Here is a 21,821-nt window from a genome sequence, read left to right as displayed (position 1 = left end):
TCAGATCGTGGCGGCTATTTGCGGCGAGCCTGATCGCGCACGCGCACAAAGGCAGGTCTTGCCAGGCAGGCGTTCAGCCATCGTGTCAGGTTCGGGTAGGCTGAAAAATCCAGTCGCGCCATCTTGCCCCATACGAGGATGCTCGCGACGTTAAGGTCGGCGACCGTAAAGCTGTTCCCCGCCAAATAATCGCATCCAGCCAAGGCGTCGTTCAGCACGCTCAGAGGTTTCTTCAGCAGTAATTCGTTCCGCTCCACCGCGGATGCATCACGCGCAAACTCTGCCAGCAGCGCGCGATGCTCCAGAAGATTGAGCAGCAGATGTTCAACCTCCAGCATCGCCCAGAAGCTCCACTGCGCGGCGAGACCGAGCACTTCCGGGCTGGTGCAGTGCATCGACCCGTCATATTTTTGCGCGAGGTAGAGATTGATCGCCATCGACTCCCAGAGCACTAGATCGCCGTCAACCAGCGTCGGAATCCGGGCATTTGGGTTCAATCGTAGATATTCTGCGGTTTGCAGATCGTCCGCACGCGTCGTTTTTTCTACCAGCTGATACGGCCTGCCGACTTCCTCAACCATCCACAGGCACCGCATCGCGCGCGATTTCGAGTTTCCGTAAAGCTGCAGCATCGGTGGAACTCCCGTGCCAATGGATGATAAATCTACTGGTTTTCAATTGACTGCGATAGCTCGCCAAACGATCCGTATCGCCTGTCACGCGGGTCAGCTTGCCACATGCGGTCTTACGATAAAATGGTATGCTCACCGGATGTGACCAACGGGTAGACTACACATGCCCGGGTGAATCGGAGGAGGACGCAACGCCATGGCTGACAGCGTCATGTATCACGAAGGTAATCGGCAATTGCAGGATCAGTTCGACAGCCGCCGGATTTCGGACCGGCTGGAAGAGAAACTGATGCGCAAGGAGTTTACCGCCGACGACAAGCAGTACATCGAAAGCCTGCCGTACTTCTTTTTGGCAACGGCTGATGCCGAGGGCCGGCCCGATTGCTCGTTCAAGGGCGGGGCGCCGGGCTTTGTGCGCATCACCGGGCCGTCCGAACTCGCATTCCCCGACTATGACGGCAACGGCATGTTCAAGAGCCTGGGCAACATCGTCGTCAATGCCGATGTCGGCCTGCTGTTCATTGCGATGCATGACAAGCCGAAACGTTTGCGGGTCAACGGCAGCGCCAGGGTGAGCGACAACGATCCGCTGCTCGCGGAAACCGTCGGCGCGCAGCTTATCGTGCGCGTGACGGCGCGCGCGATCTTTCCGAATTGTCCGCGCTATATTCCGACGATGGGAGCCATCGAGCCGTCGATCTATGTGCCGCAGGCCGGACAGGACGCGCCGGAGCCGGCGTGGAAGGGATTTGCGGACTTCAAGGATTGCATCCATCCGCGCCAGCCGACCTTCAAGGGCTAGCGGCAACCGCGCGTGAAATCGCTTCGGCACGGATGAGGGAACTAGAACCAGGGCTCCTCGTAGACCGGCTTGCCGTCGAGCAGCAGACGCTTGATGGCGGCGCGTCCCGACGGCAGGACTGCCGCGACGACCAGTAGTTTGTTTTGGTTTCGGAGATCTTCGAGCTTCCGGCCTTCGCCCTCGGGAACGAAATAGCTTTCGAGGTTGTAGCGAATCGTGAGTTTTTCGCAGAAGAGGTCTGCCTTCGGGCCGCAGCTGGCGCCATAGGCGATGCGGCCACGGATCAGCACCTCGGGGCTCGCAACCGGTACCGGGTCGGCATGGACCGAGACGGGCTCATGGACGCCGTCGCGATTGGGCGTGAGCTTGACGTATACCAGCGGATGGCGCTCGCCGGAGGGCTGGTTCTGAAGCGAGCCTGCCGGCAGTTGCGTAATGTCGTAGCCCAGGACGACGTAGTCGCCACGCAGGAAATCCCTGGGATCGACAGGACGGGTCTGCAAGGTCACTTCTGTACCGTCACGCAGAACCTGCATCCGATCGACGATCATTGCGGCCAGCAGCGCGATCTGAAGCAGCGCGGCAACACCGAACAACACGAATTTTGGAATGCGCGACCAGAGTGCAGCGAGAGTTGCAACAGAGCCTGTGATCATTCGCGGGTTCTCGGCACGAAACGATTGAGGATCAAGGCGAGAGCAACAGCGACGATGCCGGCTGCGGCGAGGAATATCGAGCGGTTCAAGAGCGAACCCTTCACGGCCCATGTGATGGCCGCGATAACGCCTGCGATGCCGAGCCAGCCGGCGACGATCCGCGGACGGGCTGCGTCCAGCATGCCGGAAACGACCAGGCAGAGCATGGCGCAGAGCAGGGCGGCATAGGCAAGCCACGGTTCGCTCGATTGCTGAGGCGTCCATGCGGCCGCGGCAGCAAGGACGAGCCCGATCGCGCCCGCGGCGAAGGCCGTGCCGATCTGGCGTGCCGTTGTGGCGGTGGCAACGGCGAAGATCACGCCGGCGACGCCACATGAGATGATCCAGAGCGGCTGGTTTGCCAACCCGATGTGGCCGCGGAACGCCTCGTTGGCCATGACCGCTTCCAGGATCGCGGCGCCTGCCAGCGCAAGAGCGCCGTAGGTCGACAGGACGCTTCCGACGCGAGCTGGGCGCTCCCAGGCTGAAGCGGCAAGCGCCAATCCTCCGCCGAGCAGCAGGGCTGCACCGTTGGCGAGCATGAACGACGGCCGGAAATGAAGATGCGGATGAAGCGAAGAAGCAATCCACCACGGAAATGCCGCGACAGCGACGAGATGCGCCGCCACGCGCGAATTCCAGGCCAGAGCGAGGCCGCCCGCAAACAGCCAGAACGCCGCAAATGCAAAATGCGGAACTTCGATTTCGAAGGTGCGCATCGAGCTCCAGATGGTTGCGGCAGTAAGCGCCACCGCGAGCGCGCCGCGCGAGCCGGTCAGTGCCGCTGCCGCCAGCGCGCCGATCGCCCACAGCAGCATGCCGCCGGCAAAGTCGCCGCCCAAATGATACATCTGGCCGACCAGCGCGATCGCGGCGCCGAAAATGATCGCGCCGACGCTGGCGCAGAGATCGGCGAGCACCGGCTGTCCGGCGCGGGCGAACCAGGCGCCGAGGCCATGGGCGACGAGAACGCCGGCAAACAGCATTGCCAAACGCAACAGCCGCGCCAGTTCAATCCAGTGCGCCGCGACGAAAGCCAGGAATGCGGCTGCGATCAGCAGGCCGCCGACGATCGCCACCACCACAGCGATGTTGATGCCGGGGGCGAGGGGCGGAAGTGCAACGCGGATGGCGCCTGCGACTGCCGGCGAAATCACGCCATCGGCCTCCCATCGCGCGAGATCGGCGTCGAGGCGCTGCCGATAGGCCCGGTCAAACATCATGGTGATTTACCGGCTCCTGCATCGGCCGGCTGGGCCTGGTCGAGGCGGGCGGCACGCGAAGCCGGCTTGCGGCGCTTGCAGTTTCAAGATCAATTTCACCCGCCGCATTGGCAGCTTTTGAATCGCCGGACCAATCTATCATCGTTCCGGCTGCATTGGAACAGCGCCTCGCCCTTTCGTCGTTCTCAGATCGCCATCATCTCGCCCTTGGTACAGGCTTCCCGCAGCTTGAATTTCTGGATCTTGCCCGATCCGGTCAGCGGAAAGGCGTCGACGACGTACCAGTGTTTCGGCGTCTTGTGCGGGGCGAGCGCGGCGCGCATGTAGTCGATCATCTCGTCCTTGTCGATGACGGCCCCCGGCGCCGGGCGGATGAAGGCTGCAACCTCTTCGCCCCATTTCTCGTGGGGCAGGCCGATCACGGCGACTTCGCCGACCTTGGGATGCTTGAACAGCAGCTCTTCCAGCTCGCGCGGATAGATGTTTTCGCCGCCGCGAATGATCATGTCCTTGAGGCGGCCTTCCACGGTGCAATAGCCGCGCGGGTCCATGGCGCAGAGATCGCCGGTATGCAGCCAGCCGTCGGCGTCGATCGTGGCGGCAGTTGCGTCGGGCATTTCAAAATAGCCGATCATCACGTGATAGCCGCGGGTGCAGAACTCGCCGATCGTGCCGATCGGCACCGTCTCGCCCGTGTTGGGGTCGATGATCTTGGTTTCCATATTGGGCAACGGCAGGCCGATCGTGTTGGCCTTGTCCTCGACGCTGTCGGTGGTGCGGGTTTGCGCCGCGACCGGGGAGCATTCGGTCTGGCCGAACACGATCGTAAAGGGTGCGCCGAGCTTTTCTTCCAATAGCCGCACCAGCGAGGCCGGCACGGTGGAGCCGCCGGAGCAGATCGCCTTGACTGCCGAAAGATCGGTCGCCGCGAATGTCGGGTGCTCGAGCATCGCCACCAGCATGGTGGGGACGCCCAGCATCGCATTGCCGCGATAGGTCCCGAGCATTTCCAGCACCAGCCCGGGCTCGAAGGCTTCGACCAGCACCTGGGTCGCCGCCTTCGATACCGCGCCGATCACACAGCAGACGCAGCCGCCGGTATGAAACAGCGGCATCGTGGTGACGAAGACGTCGCCGGCATCGACCCCCATCCGGTCGGCGGTGTCGGCGCCATTGTTGAGGAGACCGCGATGGCGGAGCAGGGCGCCCTTCGGAAAGCCCGTCGTGCCCGAGGTGTACTGGATCATGACGGGATCGTCGGGCGTAACGTCCGGCAGCGTGATACGTTCATCGTCGCCTGCTGCGATGAAGGTGTCCCAGTCGTCGAAGCAAATGATCTCGCGCAGCTCGGGGCAGTTCGCCGCCACTGATTGCACCGTCTCCAGCATCGGATTGCCGCGAAAACCGTTGACGACAAAGACGCCGGCCGAGCGCGACTGTTTCAGCACATACTCCACTTCACGGGCGCGGAAGGCCGGATTGACGGTGACGAGCACCATGCCGGCGATCCCCGCGCCGAACTCGAGCATCATCCATTCCGGAATATTCTGCGCCCAGACCGCGATGCGCTCACCCTGCTTGAAACGCGACAGCAGCGCGCGTGCGGTCCGCTGCGCTTCCCGGTAGAATTCCGCGTAGGTCCATTGCCGCCGCAGCGCCGGATCAGGCACGCCCGCAATCAGCGCCAGACGATCGGGCGCCGCCTCGGCCGCTCGGCGCAGGAGATCACCGAACGTCATTTCCCGCACCGCAGGCGTGGTTGATCCCGCGACGTGCGACTTCGTCAATGCCATCAAATCCTCCCCGGTCCGGCGCCGTTGTTGTCGGTGGCGTCAGTTCCAAGGGAGGAAAATGCCTGCCAGCTTCGCGTAATGCAAGCGGGATAGGAAGCGGCTGAAGAACTCGAAGCGTTAGGAAGAAGCCGGGGCGGTAACCCCGTCATTGCGAGCGAAGCGAAGCAATCCATCGTTCCACATGCGCGGAGAGATGGATTGCTTCGTCGCTTCGCTCCTCGCAATGACGATGGAGAAGCCTAGCTGGCCTTGCGGTGCCGGGCCGCGGATCGGTGCGCCTTCTTCGCGGTGCGTCGCGCGGGCGCTCGCCGCGCGGTCGAGCCATGCCCGCGCCGTTTCGCCGCCGCCTTGCCCTTCAGGCTCGCCTTGAGCGCATCCATCAGGTTAACGACGTTGTCGGGCTTTTCCTCGGGCTCGGGTAGCTTGACTGTCTTGCCGGAAGCCTTGCGCCGCACCAGCGCCTTCAGCGCGTCCTCATATTCGTCCTTGAATTTCGAAGGATCGAAATGCGCGGCCTTGGTCTGCAGGATGTGGCCCGCGAGTTCGACCATGTCCTTGGTGATCTTCGGGGTCTTGATGTCCTCGAAGTAGGCGTCCTCGTCGCGCAGCTCGTAGGGATAGCGCAGCGTGGTGCCGAGCAGTCCCTTGCCGAGCGGCTCGATTGCTATGACGTGCTCGCGGTTGGTCAGCACGATGCGCGCCAGCGCCACCCGGTCTTCATCCTTCATGGCGTCGCGGATCACCGCGAAGGCGTCCACCGCAACCTTGCCGTCGGGTGCGAGATAGTAGGGGTGGTTGTAATAGCGCTTGTCGATCTCGTCCCGTGGCACAAAACTGTCGATCTCGATGGTGTGATTGCTCTCGATCTGGACGGCCTCGAGTTCGTCCTTTTCGATCTCGACATAGCGGCCTTTCTTCAGCTCATAGCCGCGGCCCTTCTGGTCGCTCTCGACGACATCGCCAGTCTCGGCATCGATCATCTGCTGTTTCAGCCGGTTGCCGGTCTCCTTGTTGATCATGTGAAAGCGGGTTTTCTCGACCGATGTCGAGGCCGGGTACAGAACGACAGGGCACGACACCAACGATAGTTTCAGCGAGCCTTTCCAGTAGGCACGGGGGGCCATTGCAATCTCCGGGCGCGGGTTGGGTTTGGGAACTTCAACGGCTAGTATGGGTTTTCGTTCCTGCGTGGCAGGGGCGGTCCTGATGGTCGAGGTTTGGCCGTGGCGTTGAAGAAACTCAGCACGTACCGCAAGAAGCGCGATTTCGGCAAAACGGCGGAGCCCTCCGGCGACGTCAAGGTCGCGCCCGACAAACATCGACGTTTTGTGATCCAGAAGCACGACGCGACCAGACTGCATTACGACCTGCGGCTGGAGTTCGATGGCGTCTTCAAGTCCTGGGCGGTGACGCGCGGCCCCTCGCTCGATCCGCACGACAAGCGGCTTGCCGTGGAGGTCGAGGATCATCCGCTCGATTACGGCGACTTCGAAGGCACCATTCCAGACAGTGAATATGGCGGCGGCACCGTGCAGCTATGGGACCGCGGTTATTGGGAATCCGAGGATCCCGATCGCGGCTTCAAGAAGGGTGATCTGAAATTCACGCTGCAAGGCGACAAGCTGCACGGAAGCTGGGTGCTGGTGCGAATGAAGGGCGACCGCTACGGCGGCAAGCGCACCAACTGGCTCCTGATCAAGCACCGGGACGAATACGCACGCGAAGGCACGGCCAACGACATCCTGGAAGAGGATCGTTCCGTCGCTTCGGGGCGATCGATGGCGCAGATTGCCGAAGGCAAGGGCAAGGCGCCAAAGCCGTTCATGCTGGCCAAGGGCAAGACCAAAGCCGATGCGGTCTGGCACTCGAACCGTGGCGATGCGGCCGAGGCGCGTGCCAGGGGCAGAACGGCGGCTTTGCGATCCAGTGCCGAAACAAGGTCCCGCGCACCGGCGCAGGTCGCAAAACCGAAGAAAGTTTCCGCGATGCCGGATTTCGTCGCGCCGCAACTCTGCGCCTCGGTCGAGCAGCCGCCGAACGCGGACGGCTGGTGCCATGAAGTCAAGTTCGATGGCTACCGCGTACAATTGCGGATCGAGGATGGTGATGCCGCGTTGCTGACCCGGAAAGGGCTGGATTGGGCCGAGAAGTTCGGCGCCATTACGCGAGCGGCCAGGGCGTTGCCCGATGCACTGATCGACGGCGAGATCGTCGCGCTCGACCACAGCGGCGTGCCGAGTTTTTCCGCCCTGCAGGCCGCGATTGCAGACAACAAGACCGGCGACCTGATCTTCTTTGCCTTCGATCTGCTGTTTGCCAGTGGTGAGGATTTGCGTCAGTTGCCGCTGCGTGAGCGCAAGGAACGGTTGAAACGGCTGCTGGAGGAGCGGCGAAACGGAAAGGACAGACTGATCCGTTACGTCGATCATTTCGAGGAGCGCGGCGATACCGTGCTGGAGTCGGCCAGGAAACTATCGCTCGAAGGTATCGTCTCCAAGAAGCTGGCTGCGCCGTATCGTTCGGGACGTTCCGAGAGCTGGACCAAGGCAAAGATCCGCGGCGGGCAGGAGGTCGTGCTCGGCGGCTGGAAGACGACCAACGGTAAATTCCGTTCGCTGATGGCCGGCGTCTATCGCGGCAACCATCTGGTCTTTGTCGGTATGGTCGGTACCGGCTTCGGCCAGGATACGGTCCGCCGCATCATGCCGGCGCTGAAGGCGGCGGCATCGGACAAGAGCCCGTTCGGCGGCAAGGATGCGCCCAAGAAGACACGGGATGTGCACTGGCTGAAGCCCGAACTGATTGCCGAGGTCGAGTTCGCCGGCTGGACCGATGGCGGCAACATCCGGCAGGCCGCGTTCAAGGGCCTGCGCCAGGACAAGCCGGCGAAGGAAGTACGCGCGGAGAGGCCTGCCATGACCCAGGTTGTAACACCCGTGGCGCGATCGATGAAATCGTCGGCCAAATCTTCCGAGGTGCTGGGCGTTGCGATTTCCAAGCCCGACAAGGCGCTGTGGCCTGACGGCGGCGGCGGCGAGTCCGTCACCAAGCTCGACCTCGCGCAGTATTTCGAGGCGGTCGGCGAATGGATGATCGGCCATATCAGGGGACGGCCATGCTCGGTGCTGCGCGCGCCCGACGGTATCAAGGGCGAGACTTTCTTTCAGCGTCACGCCATGCCGGGCGGATCGAAGCTCCTTGAGCTGGTGAAGGTCTCTGGCGATCGCAAACCCTATCTGCAGATCGACCGGATCGAAGGACTGGCCGCGGTGGCGCAGCTCGGCGGGCTGGAGCTGCATCCCTGGAATTGCGCGCCCGGAGAACCCGATGTGCCGGGTCGGCTGGTGTTCGATCTCGATCCGGCGCCCAATGTCGAATTTTCCGATGTCATCGAAGCGGCGAAAGATATGCGCCAGCGGCTGACCGCGGTCGGCCTCGAAAGTTTCTGCAAGACTACCGGCGGCAAGGGGTTGCACGTGGTGACGCCGCTGCTCCATGGCGCCAGGGATAGGGTGACGTGGAAGGAGGCCAAGGCTTTCGCACAAGGCATCTGCCAGTGGATGGCGAACGATGATCCCGAGCGCTATCTGCTCAACATGTCGAAGAAGCTTCGCAAGGGAAAGATCTTCCTCGACTATCTGCGCAACGATCGGATGTCGACCGCGGTTGCCGTGCTGTCGCCGCGTGCGCGCGACGGCGCTACCGTCTCGATGCCGCTGACGTGGACGCAGGTGCGCGGCGATCTCGACCCGAAGAAGTATACGGTGCGCACCGTGCCGGGGTTATTGAGCAAGACGAAAGCGTGGGAGGGGTATGATGACGCGGCCGCTTCGATCAAGGCCGCGATGAAGAAACTGACCTCGATATAGGGTGGGCAAAGCGAAGCGTGCCCACCATTGTCCGTGCAACAAGAAAGGTGGGCACGGCGCTTTCGCGCCTTTGCCCACCCTGCGATTCTGCCCGTTATCTACAGCTTTCCGAGCAACAACAGGATCAACAGGATCACGATCACGAGGCCCAATCCGCCGCCACCGTAATATCCGGTGCCGTAGAACGGACCGCCGCCGATGCCGCTGAATCCGCCGAGCAGGGCGATGATGAGAATGATCAGGATGATGGTGCCGATAGACATAAGCCTCTCCTCAGCCCAAAGGGGCGTTCTGCATGTTCTGCCCTTCACGGGGACCAACAACCGGGAGTCACCTAAGTTCCGCTTTGCGCCGCCATAATGCGCGCGGCTCTTCCATTCGAAGCGTGTGCAATTACATGCGGTTAGATGAGAGAGGGATTTTGCGATGACCAAACCGCTCGTGGTTTCCATCCCGCATAGTCTGGGACGCGAAGAGGCAATGCGCCGCCTCAAGTCCGGGCTTTCGCGCGCCGCGTCCAGCGTGCCGATGCTGAGCGTCGAGGAGGAGCGCTGGGAAGACAACCGCATGATCTTCCGCGTGCGCGCGCTCGGGCAGGGCGCGGCGGGCCATGTCGATGTCGCCGACGATCATGTGCAGGTCGAGGTGGTGCTGCCATGGCTGCTGCAGCGCTTTGCCGAGGTCGCCCAGGCCGCCATCCGCAGCCGAGGCCAGTTGTTGCTGACCAAGAAAAACTGACCTACCAGCCGCGGCGGCGCCGTGGAGAGGGCTTTGCGGCGCCGGTGAACCTGGCTTTCAGCACGGCGACGGGCAGATGCGTCAGTAGGTCTGACAGGCGCAATTGCGCAGCGTCGGCATCGGCAAAACCTTCCACCGCATAGCCGCCGACGTTCAGTGCGGCGTCGTATTTCTCCGGTCCCGGCCAATGCCTGCCGCCGTCGGTAAACGGCGCAAACCATCGCGTCACGACGACGATCGTGGCCTCGCGACCTCGCCGCCGGGCAAAAGCGATGAAATGGTCGCGATGCAAGCCGCTCACCTCCACAGGCTCGTAGTCGCCGTCCGTGAATACACTGGCGAGTTCAGTGCGCAGCTCGAGCAGATGCCGTGTCCAGGCCAGTTTCAGATGCCCGTTCGGCCAGCTCTGCGTCAGCCGATCCCAATCCCATTTCTTCAGCGCGGCGAGCCGGCCGGCGCGTTCGGCAAAGTCGACCGGTCGCCGGTTGTCCGGATCGACCAGTGAAAAGTCCCAGAGCTCGGTGCCCTGATAGAAGTCCGGTACGCCCGGCATGGCCGCTTTCAGCGTGATCTGGCTGAGCGAATTCAGTGCGCCCAGCAGCGACAATCGCTGCGCAAGGGATTGCAGGGAGTTCAGAAATTCACCCGAAAGCGATGGATCGAGAATTTTCGCGATGAAGTCTTTCACGCCGCCTTCGTAGGCTGCGTGCGGATTGAGCCAGCTCGTTTCCTGCTTGCCCTCGCGCGCCGCCTTCAGCGCATATTCCTGCATCCGTTCCGGAAGCGACGCATCGTCCGGCTGCCATGCTCCCAGCAGTGCCTGATACAGCATATACTCGAACGTCGCCGACGGCGCGCGCAGCTCGCCGTCTACCAGAAGATGCGGCGCGTTGAGCAGTTTCCATCGTGCCACCGTGCTGGTCCATTCGCCGGGAATTTCGGCCAGCGCCATGATCCGCGCCCGCGCATTCTCGCCGCGCTTGGTGTCATGCGTCGCGGTCGCCGTCATCCCATGCGGCCACTCCCTGACGCGGGACTGCATCATGTCGTGAAATTCGCCTGATGACAGTGCCTTTGCGGCCGGATCGCCGCCGACCTCGTTGAGGGCCAGCAGGCGGTGGTAGCGATAGAACGTCGTGTCCTCCAGCGATTTCGCCATCATCGGTCCCGTGAACTGCTGCACCTTCAGGGCGAAGCGCCTGACGCGCGGCGCGCTATGGTGCGCCCGCCCTGGGTTGATCAGGTCCATGGTCAGCGTGTCGCGGAGAAAGTCGAAAATGCCGTCGTCGGCGGCAAACCAGTCGGCGCGCGCCCGTTCGATCGCGCCTGATATCAACTGGCGATCATGCACAGACGGGCCTGACGGTACCAGATAGGTACGATAGACCGGAAAGTGCAGCACGTAGAGTTCGAGCGCCTGCCGCAGGCTGTCGGCGGAATAGTCGCGGGTGGAGTAATGTCCGCTGGCAATCCGCGCCAATAGCCGCGTCAGCACCGTGAACTCGCTGGCCAGCAGCGTTTCGAGTACGCGGCGTTTGGCGTCCCGCAGGATCGGCTCGAGTTTGGGCGACTGGTTGCTGATCTGCCGCCAGATCTCGTCGAGCGGCTCCAGGCCGTTGCCGTCGGTCAGCACCTGGGTGATCGCGTTCATCCACTCATAGCCGGTGGTGCCGTGAACCCCGGCGAAGGATGGCAGCTTCTCGTGCTCGCCGAGTATCTTCTCGATCACCACGTAGAAGGGTCGGGACTGGCCACCATGTGCCTCACGAACCAGCCGACGCAGGCGCTGAAAATACTGCACGGGATCGCGCAGGCCGTCGATATGGTCGAGCCGCAGGCCATGCAGCTTTCCCTCGGCGATCAGCTTTTTGACCAGGCGATGGATCGCCTCGAACGTGCCGGCGTCTTCGACGCGCAGGCCCGCCAGCGTGTTGATGTCGAAGAAGCGCCGATAGTTGATGTCGCTGGAAGCGAGCCGCCAGTGGCCGAGCTTGTAATGCTGGCGTTCGAGCAGATGATGCAGCGCCAGCGTTGCAGCGCCGCGATCCGGCCCGGCGCGATAGGCCGCAAGGCCGCGCGCGATGATATCGGCGGCTCCCGCGATATCCTTCAGTTCGGCCTTGAAGCCAGGCGCTTCCTTGCGGTTGGGACGCCGCGGCCCCTGATAGCGCTGCGCCAGCGCGCGCATCGCCTTGCCGGGCGCGCTTTCTTCCGCGCCCGCTTCCTTGAGGATCATGCGCAGGATTTCGCCGTAGCGTTCCGGCGCGATCGGTAGCCGGTGTTCGAAGTACCATGCTGAAAAGCTGCCTTCGCTCGCGTCATAGCGCAGCTCGATCTCGCCGCTTTCCAGTGCGTGGCCGTACGACGAGCCGATGATCGGCAGCAGCACGCCGCCGCGGGCACGGTAGGGCAGTTGCTCCCAGTCGATGTCGAAGGATACGGCGTGCGGCGAGGCGGGTCCCCACTCCAGCACGTCGAGCCACCACGGATTGTCGTCAAAATGCACGCCGACATGGTTGGGCACGAAGTCGAGGATCAGCCCGATATCGTGTTGCCGCAGCACGTTGCTCAGCCGCTCAAAACCGGCTTCGCCGCCGAGTTCAGGGTTGAACTTGGCATGGTCGGTGACGTCGTAACCATGCGTGCTGCCCTTGCGGGCGCGCATGAAGGGCGAGGCATAGAGGTGGGTAATGCCGAGCGCCTTCAGATAGGGCACCACGGAAGCGGCAGCGTCGAAATCGAAATCCGCCGACAATTGCAGGCGGTAGGTCGCGATCGGGATCGCCGGAGGCATTTTCCTATCCGATGCGCCAGAGCACCGTCCATGGCGGGACGCTGTCGCCCAACTCGCTGCCCCAGATCAGGGTTCCCGCAGGTTTGCCGGGCGCATGGCTGATGGTCTGGTCAGATAGGTTCGCCAGCAGGCGAAGCGCCATGCCGTCGCCCATTCGCCACTCGGCGGTCAGCAGCCCGTTGCCCGCCGCCTCGGCCTTTCCGAAGGCTGCGCCGGCCAGACGCGGCACGATCTCCTGCCGCCGTATCAGCAACAGCTCTCGCACCATGGTCAGCCGTTTCTGCCCGGCCGGCGCGTTGCGGCCGTCCCAGTCGAGGATAGCGGAATCGCGGGTCGACGCGGCAAGCGCGTCTGGGACCTCGTCGCCATATTCCGCATAGGCCCACGCCAGTTCGACGCGGCGGCCTTTCCGGACCGCGTCGGCGAGTTCGCCGCCAAAATCGCAGAAGAACGGGAAGGGGACCGTTGAGCCCCATTCCTCGCCCATGAACAGCATCGGAATGTGAGGCGCGATCAGCAGCACTGAAAGCGCCGCTTCGATCATCCGCGGGTCGGCGTTGCCTTCGAGCCGGTCGCCGAACGCGCGGTTGCCGATCTGGTCGTGGTTCTGCACGAAGTTGATGAAGGCGGCCGGCGCCAGATGGCCGCTCGGCTCGCCGCGCTTGCCGTGGCGGAATGCCGACATCTCGCCCTGATAGACGAAACCGGACGACAGCGCGCGGGCGATGTCCGCCCTCGGCGCGCGCTGATAGTCGGCGTAATAGCCCTGCTTCTCGCCCGTCATCAGCACGCGCCAGGCGTGATGATAGTCGTCGTTCCACTGCGCGCGATACTTGCCGCGCGGCGGATCTTCCGCGGCATCCAGAATGCTGGCGCGGTTGTCGCCGTTTTCCAGCACGAGATGAATCTGCCGGCCGGTCTCGGTCGCGAACTGGCCTGTGGCGGCGCTGATATCGTGCAGCAATGACAGCCCGCCCGGCTCGACGATGGAGTTGACGGCATCGAGCCGCAGCCCGTCGAAGCGATAGTCGCGCAGCCAGTGCAGCGCATTTTCGATCGCAAAGGCGCGCACGGGCGCCACGCGATAATCGATTGCGCTGCCCCACGGCGTATGCGCGTCCGTGAAGAAGGAAGGCGCATAGCGGCCGAGATAATTTCCTTCGGGGCCGAAATGGTTGTAGACGACGTCGAGCAGCACCATCAGCCCGCGCAGATGCGCCTCGTCGATCAGCGCCTTGAGATCGTCGGGCCGCCCATAGGCGCTGTCGGGAGCATACCACAGCACGCCGTCATAGCCCCAGTTACGAGACCCGGCGAAATCCGCCAGCGGCATCAATTCCAGCGCGGTGATGCCGGTATCGACGAGATGATCGAGCCGGTCGATCATCGCGCGATAGCTGCCTTCCCTGGTGAAGGTGCCGACATGGGCCTCGACGATGACAGCCTCCTGCCATGGTCGGCCGCGCCAGTTTTCGGCGCGCCACGGATAGGCTGCATGATCGATGATCTCGCTCGGTCCGAAGACGTCATCGGGTTGAAAGTCAGATGCCGGATCCGGCACGTCGATCTCGTCATCGATGCGGAATTTATAGCGCGCGCCGGCCTTGACGCCGGCGATGTCGGCCGTGAACCAGCCGTCCTCGCCACGCCGCATCAGGTGAGCTTGCTCGAGCATCACCTCGACGCGCTTTGCGGCCGGCGCCCACAGCCGAAACCGCGTGCCGTAATTGGTCAGAGATGGGCCGAACCGCCGGTCATTCATGCCGCGCCTGCAAAGGCAAGCACCGACCGCGGCGGCGCGCTGCTCTCCGTGCCGGAAGCGAACTCGGCAAAGCTCTGCACGGTTTCGGTCGTGTTCAGTACCGGTTGCCAGTTCTTGATTTCGGACATCTGCGGCAATTTGAAAGCAATCTCTTCGGGCGCGGCGTTCAGCACGATAAAGATCGGCGGCTGGCCTTGTTCCAAGGGCCCCAGCACATAGGCGAGGAATCGTCCTTCCGGAAAATTCCAGTCGGATTCCTGCATTTCCTCGGCCGCCGGTGTCAGCCATAGCACACCATAGGTGCCATCCTTGCGTCGCCCGGAAAGCCAGCGCTGGTAGCGCAATTGCGGGAAGCGCCGGCGTAGCGCGGTCATATGACCGACGAAATCGGTGAGGTCGTCGCCCGGTTTGCCGAGATTGTCCCAGGTCACCCAGCCGATCTCATTGTCCTGGCAATAGGCGTTATTGTTGCCGTTCTGCGAATTGCCAACCTCGTCGCCGGCCAGCATCAGCGGCGTCCCCTGCGCGAGGAACAGGCAGGCGAGCTGGTTCTTTCGGAGCTGCCGGCGCAACGCTGTGATCGCGGCGTCGGTAGTCGGGCCTTCATGGCCGCAATTGTTGCTGTTGTTGTCGTTGGAGCCGTCGCGATTGTCTTCGCCGTTGGCCTGGTTGTGCTTCTCGTTGTAGCTGAACAGGTCGGCCAGCGTGAAACCGTCATGGACGGTGATGTGATTGATGCTGGCGCGCGCTGCGCGATTGTCGTGACGGAACAGGTCGGATGAGGCGGTCATGCGACTCGATACTTCGCCGATCAGGCTGCCTTCGCCGCTCCAGTAACGCCGCATTGCGCCGCGATAGCGATCATTCCATTCCGACCATTGCGAGGGAAACGCGCCGACCTGATAGCCGCCGAGGCCAAGATCCCACGGCTCGGCGACGAGCTTGACGGTGGCCAGCACCGGGTCCTGCCGCACGGCGGTGAGGAAGGAGGAATTGCGGTCAAAGCCGTTCGGCCCGCGCGCCAGCGTGGTGGCGAGGTCGAAGCGGAAGCCGTCGACATGGCAGACCTCGACCCAGTAGCGCAGCGAATCCATCACCATCTGCAGCACGCGCGGATGGGTCAGGTTGACCGAGCTGCCGCAACCGGTGAAATCGTCATAGTAGCGCGGATGCTCTTTGTTGAGCCAATAATAGGACGCGTTGTCGATGCCGCGGAAGCACAGCGTCGGGCCGAGATGATTGCCCTCGGCGGTGTGGTTATAGACGACGTCGAGCATCACCTCGATGCCAGCGTCGTGCAGCCGCGCCACCGTGGTTCTGAAAGCATCGAGCGCGTTGTCCTGCGCATAGCGCGGCTCCGGCGCGAAGAACGCCAGCGTATTGTAGCCCCAGTAATTCGCAAGCTTCCGTTCCACCAGCACCCGGTCGTCGATCAGCCCGTGGATCGGCAACAGCTCGATGGTGGTGACGCCGAGCCGCTTGAGATGGTCGATCATCGCCGGCGAGCATAGCCCGCCATAGGTACCGCGCCAGGCCGGCGCCACGTCGTTGCGCTTTTGCGTCAGGCCCTTGACGTGGGCCTCGTAGATGACGGTGTCTTCCCAGGCGATGTTCGGCCGGATCTCGCGGCGGCCCCAGTTGAAGGTCTCGTCGACCACGACCGCCTTCGGCATGCCACGCGCATTGTCGCGGCGGTCGAATGAGAGATCCTCGCGCGCGCTTCCCGTGCGATAGCCGAAATGCGCGTCGCTCCACACCAGGCGGCCGGCGAGCCGCTTGGCATAGGGATCGAGCAAGAGCTTGTTGGCGTTGAAACGGTGGCCGCGCTCGGGCGCGTAAGTGCCGTGGACACGATAGCCGTAGAGCTGCCCGGGTGATACGTCGTTGAGATAGCCGTGCCAGACGTCCTCGTTGCGCTCGGGCAGCTCGATCCGCTCGAGTTCGCGCCGGCCCTGGGCGTCGAACAGGCAAAGCTCGACCTTCTCCGCATTGGCCGAGAACAACGCAAAGTTGGTGCCCCTTCCGTCCCAGCTTGCACCCAGGCGGGCGGGACTTCCCGCGGACAATCGCATGCGTCAGCTTTCCGGTACGAGAAAGATCGCGGCCAGCGGCGGAATGGTGAGGCTGAGTTCGGGTATGCTTCCGTCCCGGGTGTGGACTTCGCCGACATTGCCGACATTGCTGCCGCCATAATGGGCAGCATCGGAATTGAGCACTTCCTTCCACTTGCCGGCGAACGGCACCCGGACGCGGTAATTCTGATAGACGTTCGGCGAGAAGTTCACGACCACGAGACAGCGCGCATGCGCGTCGAAACCCTTGCGCAGCCAGGCAAAGATGTTGTTGCCGGAATCATGGGTGATGACCCATTCGAAACCCGCCTGGTTGCAGTCCATCTCGTGCAGCGCCGGCACGGCGCGATAGAGGTGGTTGAGATCGCGGATCAGGTTCTGGATGCCGGCGTGCCGGGGTTGCCCCAACAGGTGCCAGTCCAGCGACTGATCGTGATTCCACTCGCGCTCCTGGCCGAACTCGCAGCCCATGAACAGGAGCTTTTTGCCGGGATGGCCGAACATGAAGCTGTAATAGGCGCGCAAATTGGCAAACCGTTGCCATTCGTCGCCCGGCATGCGGCCGAGGATCGAGCGTTTGCCGTGCACGACTTCATCATGCGACAGCGGCAGAATGAAATTCTCGGAAAACGCATAATGCAGACCGAACAGCACGTCGCCGTGATGGTGCTTCCGGTACACCGGATCCTTGCCGATATATTTCAGCGTGTCGTGCATCCAGCCCATGTTCCATTTGAAGCCGAAGCCGAGCCCGCCATATTCGACCGGCTGCGAGACCTGCGGCCAGGCGGTGGATTCTTCTGCAGCCGTGGTGGCTTCCGGAAAATGCCCGAACACTTCGATGTTGAAGCGGCGCAGGAATTCGATGGCTTCGAGGTTCTCCCGGCCGCCATGCCGGTTCGGAATCCATTCGCCGGCAGGGCGGCTGTAGTCGAGGTAGAGCATCGAGGCGACGGCATCGACGCGCAGGCCGTCGATGCCGTAGCGATCGAGCCAGAACAGCGCGTTGGAGACCAGAAAATTGACCACTTCGGTGCGGCCGTAATTGTAGATCAACGTGCCCCAGTCGAGGTGGCGGCCCTGCATCGGATTGGCATGCTCGTAGAGCGCGGTGCCGTCGAAATAGCCGAGCCCGTGCGGATCGTCCGGGAAATGTCCAGGCACCCAGTCGAGCCATACGCCGAGCCCCTCGCGATGGCAGGCGTCGACGAGCGCCGAAAAATCCTCCGGCGTGCCGAACCGGCTGGTCGGCGCGTACAGGCCGGTCGGCTGATAGCCCCATGAGCCGTCGAACGGATGTTCGCTGACCGGCAGGAATTCGATATGGGTAAAGCCCATATCCTTCGCATAGGCCGGAAGCTGTTCGGCGAGATCGCGATAGCTCAGCCATTCATTGCCGTTCTTGCGCCGCCACGAGCCGAGATGCACCTCGTAGATCGAGATCGGTGCGCCCACCGCGTTGATGCCCGATGGTGCGGGGCGCGGATGCGGAATTTTGCTTTCGTCGACGACGATCGAGGCCGTACTTGGCCGGATCTCGGCCGCGAAGGCCACCGGATCGGATTTCAACGGCAGGCGCCGCCCGTCCTGGTCGGTGATGTCGAACTTGTAGCGGTCGCCGGCGCGGGCATGGGGCACGAACAATTCCCAATAGCCGACGCCACGCACCCGCATCGGATGCCGCCTGGCGTTCCAGTAATTGAAATCGCCGACCACGCTGACAGCCTTGGCGTTCGGCGCCAGCACCACGAAGGCGACGCCCTCGACGCCATCCAGCCGCATCGGATGTGCACCGAGCTTGTCGTAGATCCGCCGATGGGTACCTTCGCCCAGCAGATAGAGATCGAAGTCGCTGAGTACGGGCGGGAAGCGGTAGGGGTCGTCGAGATCGACGACGTTCTCGCCGAAGCGGGCGCGGAGCTGGTAACGCTTCGATCCATTCGGCAGCGCGCCCGCGAACAATCCAGCATCGTGAATTCGCTGCAGCGGTGCGGTCTCGCCGTGCTCGCCGATCGCCTCCACGTTGGAGGCTTCGGGGATGAACGCGCGTACCACGCTTTGGCCGCCTTCGCTGTGCAGACCGAGATAGCGGAACGGATCGGAATGCTTGCCTTCGATGATCGCATAGGCCTCGGCGGATAGCTTGGTCATGCGGCCTCGAATGGTGGTTGCGACAACGTTCGGATGATTCCGGTCAGGGGCATGCGTAGCCAGTCCGGTCGATACAACAACTCGTGTTCGATTTCGTTCAAAGCCTTCTCGAGCAGGAAGAAGTTAAGTATGCGCTCGGCGGTTCTGGGATCGTTCGGCCACAACCGTTGATCGGTCATGGCTTCGCTGTAGGCGGCGAAAAATGCGACGGTCGCCCGGTCGCGCCACTCGGCAAGCGCCGCGCCTAACTTGCCATGCTCATCGTGGGCCACTTTGAGCGCGCGCTCAAGGGCGGCGGTTGCCGAATAATCGATCGAGCGGATCAGGCTGGCGACATCGCGCGCCGCGGGCACCTTGCGCCGGCGTTCGGCAATCGTTCGCCGCGGCGTGCCTTCGAAGTCGACGATGAAGATGTCGTCCTTGACGATCAGCAGCTGGCTGAGATCGAGGTCGCCATGGCAGCGGATGTTGGCGGCGTCGAACTCGCGCGGCAGCAGCGTTTCGAGGCGATCGCGCAGGGCCGGCTGCAACGCCAGCACCTGGTCGGCCAGCGCCCGGTCGGCGGCATCCTTCAGCGTTTCGCGCCGTTGCCTGAGCAGATCGAACACGCGTCCGGCGCAGAGCGCCAGATCGTCGATCCAGCGCTGCACGTCGTCGCGGCCGGTCGGCTCCGGCGCGAATTCGGCCAGCTCGCTATTGCTGGCGAGCGCGACATGCAATTCGGCGACGCGCCGTCCGGCTTGCGCGATGTAGCGCAGATAGGGGATTTCTTCCTCGCGCTCGCCGGGGTGAATGCTCTCCGCCAGCAGCCGCTGCTCCTCGACGAAGCGATCGAGATATGCGGCACTCACGGTCCAGAGGTCACCCTGATTGGCAACGAAGGCGTGAACGACGCCGATCGCGCTCTTTTCGTTGCCCTCGACCAGCTCGGCGCTGCCGAGCAACGCCGGCGTGTTGGGAAAATTGGCGACGTCGGTGAGGAAGCGCCCCATCTCGATCTCGGGATTGGGGCCGGCCTGAAGCGTGCGGTAGATCTTGACGACGTAGTCGTTGTCCACCAGGGCGGTGCTGCGGGGCAGATCGGACTCGACGGTGCGGATGTGCTCGGGCTGCCGGATCGGCTTGTCGCCGAAGCGGCTGGAGGGGCGGAATTCGAGTTGCAGGCCCTGTTCGCTCTCGTCGACCGTCAGCGATTGCTGCAGGTTGCGCAGGAACAGCGAGATGAAGATCTGGTCGGTGGCGACGTCGAGCAAGGTACCCTCGCGGGCGCCTTGCCGGACGGCGGCCAGCGCATGCGGATTGTAGCGCTCGCGGTCGAAGCGCACCCATTCGATCTGCATCGGCAACACATAACGCGTCGTAATGTTGCGTTCCGTGGTTTCGAAGAAGGCGAGCCACGGCCGGTTGTCGCCGATATCGCAGAACGGTATTGCCGAGGTCAGCGCCGGACGGATCGCTTTCTCCGACCGCTCCGGGTACCAGCGGCTGCGCGCCAGGTGGCCCGGAAGCACGTCGCGCTCGAACACGCCGCGTTCGCGCGCCAGCGACACCCAGGTCGCGTTGAGCGGCACCACCAGCGTTTCGAACTCGGGCACCGCGCGCTGCGGCACCGGCGCCGATTTGTCACGCTCCTGCAGCTCGAACCAGTAGAAGCCGTAAGGCGCGAGCGTGATCATGTAGGGCAGATCACCGATCGCCGGAAATCGCGTGCGGCCGAGCATTTCCAGCGGGATACGGTCCTTGAAGGCGGCGAGATCCAGCTCGGTCGCCTGCGCCGACCGCGACAGGTTGGCGACGCAGAGAATGACCTGGTCCTGGTACTGGCGCACATAGCATAGTACTGCGCGGTTCTCGGGCCGGATGAACGTCATGGTGCCGCGGCCGAAGGCCAGTGTCGACTTGCGGACCGCGATCAGCCGCTTGGTGGCGGAGAGCAGCGAGGAGAGGCTGCGCGACTGCGCCTCGACATTCACCGATTCATAGCCATAGACCGGGTCCATGATGGTCGGCGCATAGAGCCGCGCGGGGTCGGCGCGCGAGAAGCCGCCATTGCGGTCCGGCGTCCATTGCATCGGCGTGCGCACGCCGTTGCGGTCGCCGAGATAGATATTGTCGCCCATGCCGATCTCGTCGCCGTAATAGATGATCGGCGTGCCCGGGAATGAGAACAGCAGCGAGTTCATCAGCTCGATCTTGCGCCGGTCGTTGTCCATCAGCGGCGCCAGTCGCCGGCGGATGCCGACATTGATGCGGGCGCGGGGATCGTTGGCGTAGGTCGACCACAGGTAATCGCGCTCGACGTCGGTGACCATTTCCAGCGTCAGTTCGTCATGGTTGCGCAGGAACAGCGCCCATTGGCAGTTGCCTGGAATATCCGGCGTCTGACGCAGGATGTCGGTGATCGGAAAACGGTCTTCCTGCGCGATCGCCATGTAGATGCGCGGCATCAGCGGGAAGTGATAGGCCATGTGGCATTCGTCGCCGCGGCCGAAATATTCCTGCACGTCCTCCGGCCATTGATTGGCCTCGGCCAGCAGCACCTTGCCTTTTGCATAGGCATCGAGTTCGCCGCGCAGCCGCTTGATGATGGTATGCGTCTCCGGCAGGTTCTCGTTGTTGGTGCCGTCGCGCTCGCAGAGATAGGGAATGGCGTCGAGCCGGAAGCCGTCGACGCCCGTATCGAGCCAGCGCTTCATCACCTGCACCAGCGCGCTGACCACGCGCGGGTTGTCGAAATTGAGATCCGGCTGGTGCGAGAAGAAGCGGTGCCAGTAGAACTGGCCGGCTTCCGGGTCCCAGGTCCAGTTCGATTTCTCGGTATCGGTGAAGATGATCCGCGTGCCCAGATATTTCTGGTCGGTGTCGCTCCAGACATACCAGTTGCGGGCCGAGGAGTTCGGGTCGCTGCGGCGGGCGCGCTTGAACCAGTCGTGCTGATCGGAGGTATGGTTGATGACGAGCTCGGTGATGACCCTTAGGCCGCGTTTCTTGGCTTCCTGGATGAAGCGCTTGAAATCCTTCATCGTTCCGAAATCGGGATTGATGTCGCCATAGTCGGCGATGTCGTAGCCGTCGTCGCGGCCGGGCGAGGGGTAGAACGGTAGCAGCCACAGCGTGGTGACGCCGAGATCCTGCAGGTATCCCAGTTTCTCGGTCAGTCCGGCAAAGTCGCCGATGCCGTCATTGTTGCTGTCGGCGAAGGCCTTGACGTGGAGCTGGTAGATGATCGCATCCTTGTACCAGAGCTCGTCAGCCACGGGGTCGGCGGCGGCTGGCATCTCCTTTGCTTC

The 21,821-nt window shown here is 63.1% G+C and carries 14 protein-coding genes; 3 read left to right on the top strand and 11 right to left on the bottom strand.

Going from position 1 to position 21,821, the window contains the following annotated elements; all coding sequences use genetic code 11:
• Positions 1 to 14 precede the first annotated feature (14 nt).
• Complete coding sequence (locus tag CQ12_RS12775; protein ID WP_057835660.1) at positions 15 to 632, bottom strand: glutathione S-transferase family protein; 618 nt, start codon at positions 630 to 632, stop codon at positions 15 to 17.
• A gap of 196 nt (positions 633 to 828) precedes the next feature.
• Here CQ12_RS12775 and CQ12_RS12770 point away from each other — a divergent pair, with 196 nt between their 5' ends.
• A complete protein-coding gene (locus CQ12_RS12770; protein ID WP_057835659.1) occupies positions 829 to 1,434 on the top strand; it encodes a pyridoxamine 5'-phosphate oxidase family protein in 606 nt (201 codons plus the stop codon).
• 41 nt (positions 1,435 to 1,475) lie between these two features.
• On the opposite strand, the gene CQ12_RS12765 is transcribed toward CQ12_RS12770, so the two are convergent.
• The 4 genes from CQ12_RS12765 to ku all read right to left on the bottom strand — a co-directional run bounded on the left by CQ12_RS12765 (position 1,476) and on the right by ku (position 6,269).
• Positions 1,476 to 2,090, bottom strand: a complete 615-nt coding sequence (locus CQ12_RS12765) for a GDYXXLXY domain-containing protein (protein ID WP_057835658.1) — start codon at positions 2,088 to 2,090, stop codon at positions 1,476 to 1,478.
• Complete coding sequence (locus tag CQ12_RS12760) at positions 2,087 to 3,352, bottom strand: DUF2157 domain-containing protein (protein ID WP_245309877.1); 1,266 nt, start codon at positions 3,350 to 3,352, stop codon at positions 2,087 to 2,089. Before CQ12_RS12760 ends, CQ12_RS12765 begins: the two co-directional genes overlap by 4 nt.
• 185 nt (positions 3,353 to 3,537) lie before the next feature.
• The gene (locus tag CQ12_RS12755) at positions 3,538 to 5,145 is read right to left on the bottom strand and encodes an AMP-binding protein (protein WP_057835657.1); all 1,608 of its coding nucleotides are present in this window, start codon (positions 5,143 to 5,145) and stop codon (positions 3,538 to 3,540) included.
• A gap of 239 nt (positions 5,146 to 5,384) precedes the next feature.
• Positions 5,385 to 6,269, bottom strand: a complete 885-nt coding sequence (gene ku, locus CQ12_RS12750) for a non-homologous end joining protein Ku (protein ID WP_057835656.1) — start codon at positions 6,267 to 6,269, stop codon at positions 5,385 to 5,387.
• A 99-nt stretch (positions 6,270 to 6,368) separates the two neighbouring features.
• On the opposite strand from ku, the gene ligD reads away from it, so the two are divergent.
• Positions 6,369 to 9,014, top strand: a complete 2,646-nt coding sequence (ligD, locus tag CQ12_RS12745) for a DNA ligase D (protein ID WP_057835731.1) — start codon at positions 6,369 to 6,371, stop codon at positions 9,012 to 9,014.
• 98 nt (positions 9,015 to 9,112) lie between these two features.
• On the opposite strand, the gene CQ12_RS42160 is transcribed toward ligD, so the two are convergent.
• Positions 9,113 to 9,277 (bottom strand): DUF3309 family protein, encoded by a 165-nt coding sequence (locus tag CQ12_RS42160; protein WP_065752791.1) that lies wholly within the window; start codon positions 9,275 to 9,277, stop codon positions 9,113 to 9,115.
• A gap of 163 nt (positions 9,278 to 9,440) precedes the next feature.
• Here CQ12_RS42160 and CQ12_RS12740 point away from each other — a divergent pair, with 163 nt between their 5' ends.
• A complete protein-coding gene (locus tag CQ12_RS12740; protein WP_057835655.1) occupies positions 9,441 to 9,752 on the top strand; it encodes a polyhydroxyalkanoic acid system family protein in 312 nt (103 codons plus the stop codon).
• A 1-nt stretch (position 9,753) separates the two neighbouring features.
• Here the strand turns inward: CQ12_RS12740 and treY are convergent, their stop codons facing one another.
• The 5 genes from treY to treS are packed head-to-tail and all read right to left on the bottom strand — an operon-like array spanning position 9,754 to position 21,809.
• On the bottom strand, positions 9,754 to 12,546 hold the full coding sequence (gene treY, locus CQ12_RS12735; RefSeq protein ID WP_057835654.1) for a malto-oligosyltrehalose synthase: 2,793 nt from the start codon (positions 12,544 to 12,546) through the stop codon (positions 9,754 to 9,756).
• A 4-nt stretch (positions 12,547 to 12,550) separates the two neighbouring features.
• On the bottom strand, positions 12,551 to 14,308 hold the full coding sequence (treZ, locus tag CQ12_RS12730; protein ID WP_057835653.1) for a malto-oligosyltrehalose trehalohydrolase: 1,758 nt from the start codon (positions 14,306 to 14,308) through the stop codon (positions 12,551 to 12,553).
• Positions 14,305 to 16,380 carry a glycogen debranching protein GlgX gene (gene glgX, locus CQ12_RS12725; protein ID WP_057835652.1) on the bottom strand — a complete coding sequence of 692 codons (2,076 nt, stop codon included), beginning with the start codon at positions 16,378 to 16,380 and terminating at the stop codon, positions 14,305 to 14,307. The genes treZ and glgX overlap by 4 nt, the downstream gene beginning before the upstream one ends.
• Positions 16,381 to 16,383: 3 nt before the next feature.
• Positions 16,384 to 18,531 (bottom strand): 1,4-alpha-glucan branching protein GlgB, encoded by a 2,148-nt coding sequence (gene glgB, locus CQ12_RS12720; protein WP_057835651.1) that lies wholly within the window; start codon positions 18,529 to 18,531, stop codon positions 16,384 to 16,386.
• Complete coding sequence (gene treS / locus CQ12_RS12715; protein WP_057835730.1) at positions 18,528 to 21,809, bottom strand: maltose alpha-D-glucosyltransferase; 3,282 nt, start codon at positions 21,807 to 21,809, stop codon at positions 18,528 to 18,530. Before treS ends, glgB begins: the two co-directional genes overlap by 4 nt.
• Positions 21,810 to 21,821 lie beyond the last annotated feature (12 nt).

The sequence above is a fragment of the Bradyrhizobium jicamae genome (genome assembly GCF_001440395.1).
Taxonomy (GTDB): Bacteria; Pseudomonadota; Alphaproteobacteria; order Rhizobiales; family Xanthobacteraceae; genus Bradyrhizobium; species Bradyrhizobium jicamae.
Note: the sequence above shows the minus strand (reverse complement) of the source record. Positions and strands in the feature narration are given on the sequence as shown.

Coding starts and splice junctions, on each gene's coding strand:
- CQ12_RS12775 (WP_057835660.1), bottom strand. CDS start 632: ATGCTGCAGCTTTACGGAAACTCGAAATCGCGCGCGATGCGGTGCCTG.
- CQ12_RS12770 (WP_057835659.1), top strand. CDS start 829: ATGGCTGACAGCGTCATGTATCACGAAGGTAATCGGCAATTGCAGGAT.
- CQ12_RS12765 (WP_057835658.1), bottom strand. CDS start 2,090: ATGATCACAGGCTCTGTTGCAACTCTCGCTGCACTCTGGTCGCGCATT.
- CQ12_RS12760 (WP_245309877.1), bottom strand. CDS start 3,352: ATGATGTTTGACCGGGCCTATCGGCAGCGCCTCGACGCCGATCTCGCG.
- CQ12_RS12755 (WP_057835657.1), bottom strand. CDS start 5,145: ATGGCATTGACGAAGTCGCACGTCGCGGGATCAACCACGCCTGCGGTG.
- ku (WP_057835656.1), bottom strand. CDS start 6,269: ATGGCCCCCCGTGCCTACTGGAAAGGCTCGCTGAAACTATCGTTGGTG.
- CQ12_RS42160 (WP_065752791.1), bottom strand. CDS start 9,277: ATGTCTATCGGCACCATCATCCTGATCATTCTCATCATCGCCCTGCTC.
- CQ12_RS12740 (WP_057835655.1), top strand. CDS start 9,441: ATGACCAAACCGCTCGTGGTTTCCATCCCGCATAGTCTGGGACGCGAA.
- treY (WP_057835654.1), bottom strand. CDS start 12,546: ATGCCTCCGGCGATCCCGATCGCGACCTACCGCCTGCAATTGTCGGCG.
- treZ (WP_057835653.1), bottom strand. CDS start 14,308: ATGAATGACCGGCGGTTCGGCCCATCTCTGACCAATTACGGCACGCGG.
- glgX (WP_057835652.1), bottom strand. CDS start 16,380: ATGCGATTGTCCGCGGGAAGTCCCGCCCGCCTGGGTGCAAGCTGGGAC.
- glgB (WP_057835651.1), bottom strand. CDS start 18,531: ATGACCAAGCTATCCGCCGAGGCCTATGCGATCATCGAAGGCAAGCAT.
- treS (WP_057835730.1), bottom strand. CDS start 21,809: ATGCCAGCCGCCGCCGACCCCGTGGCTGACGAGCTCTGGTACAAGGAT.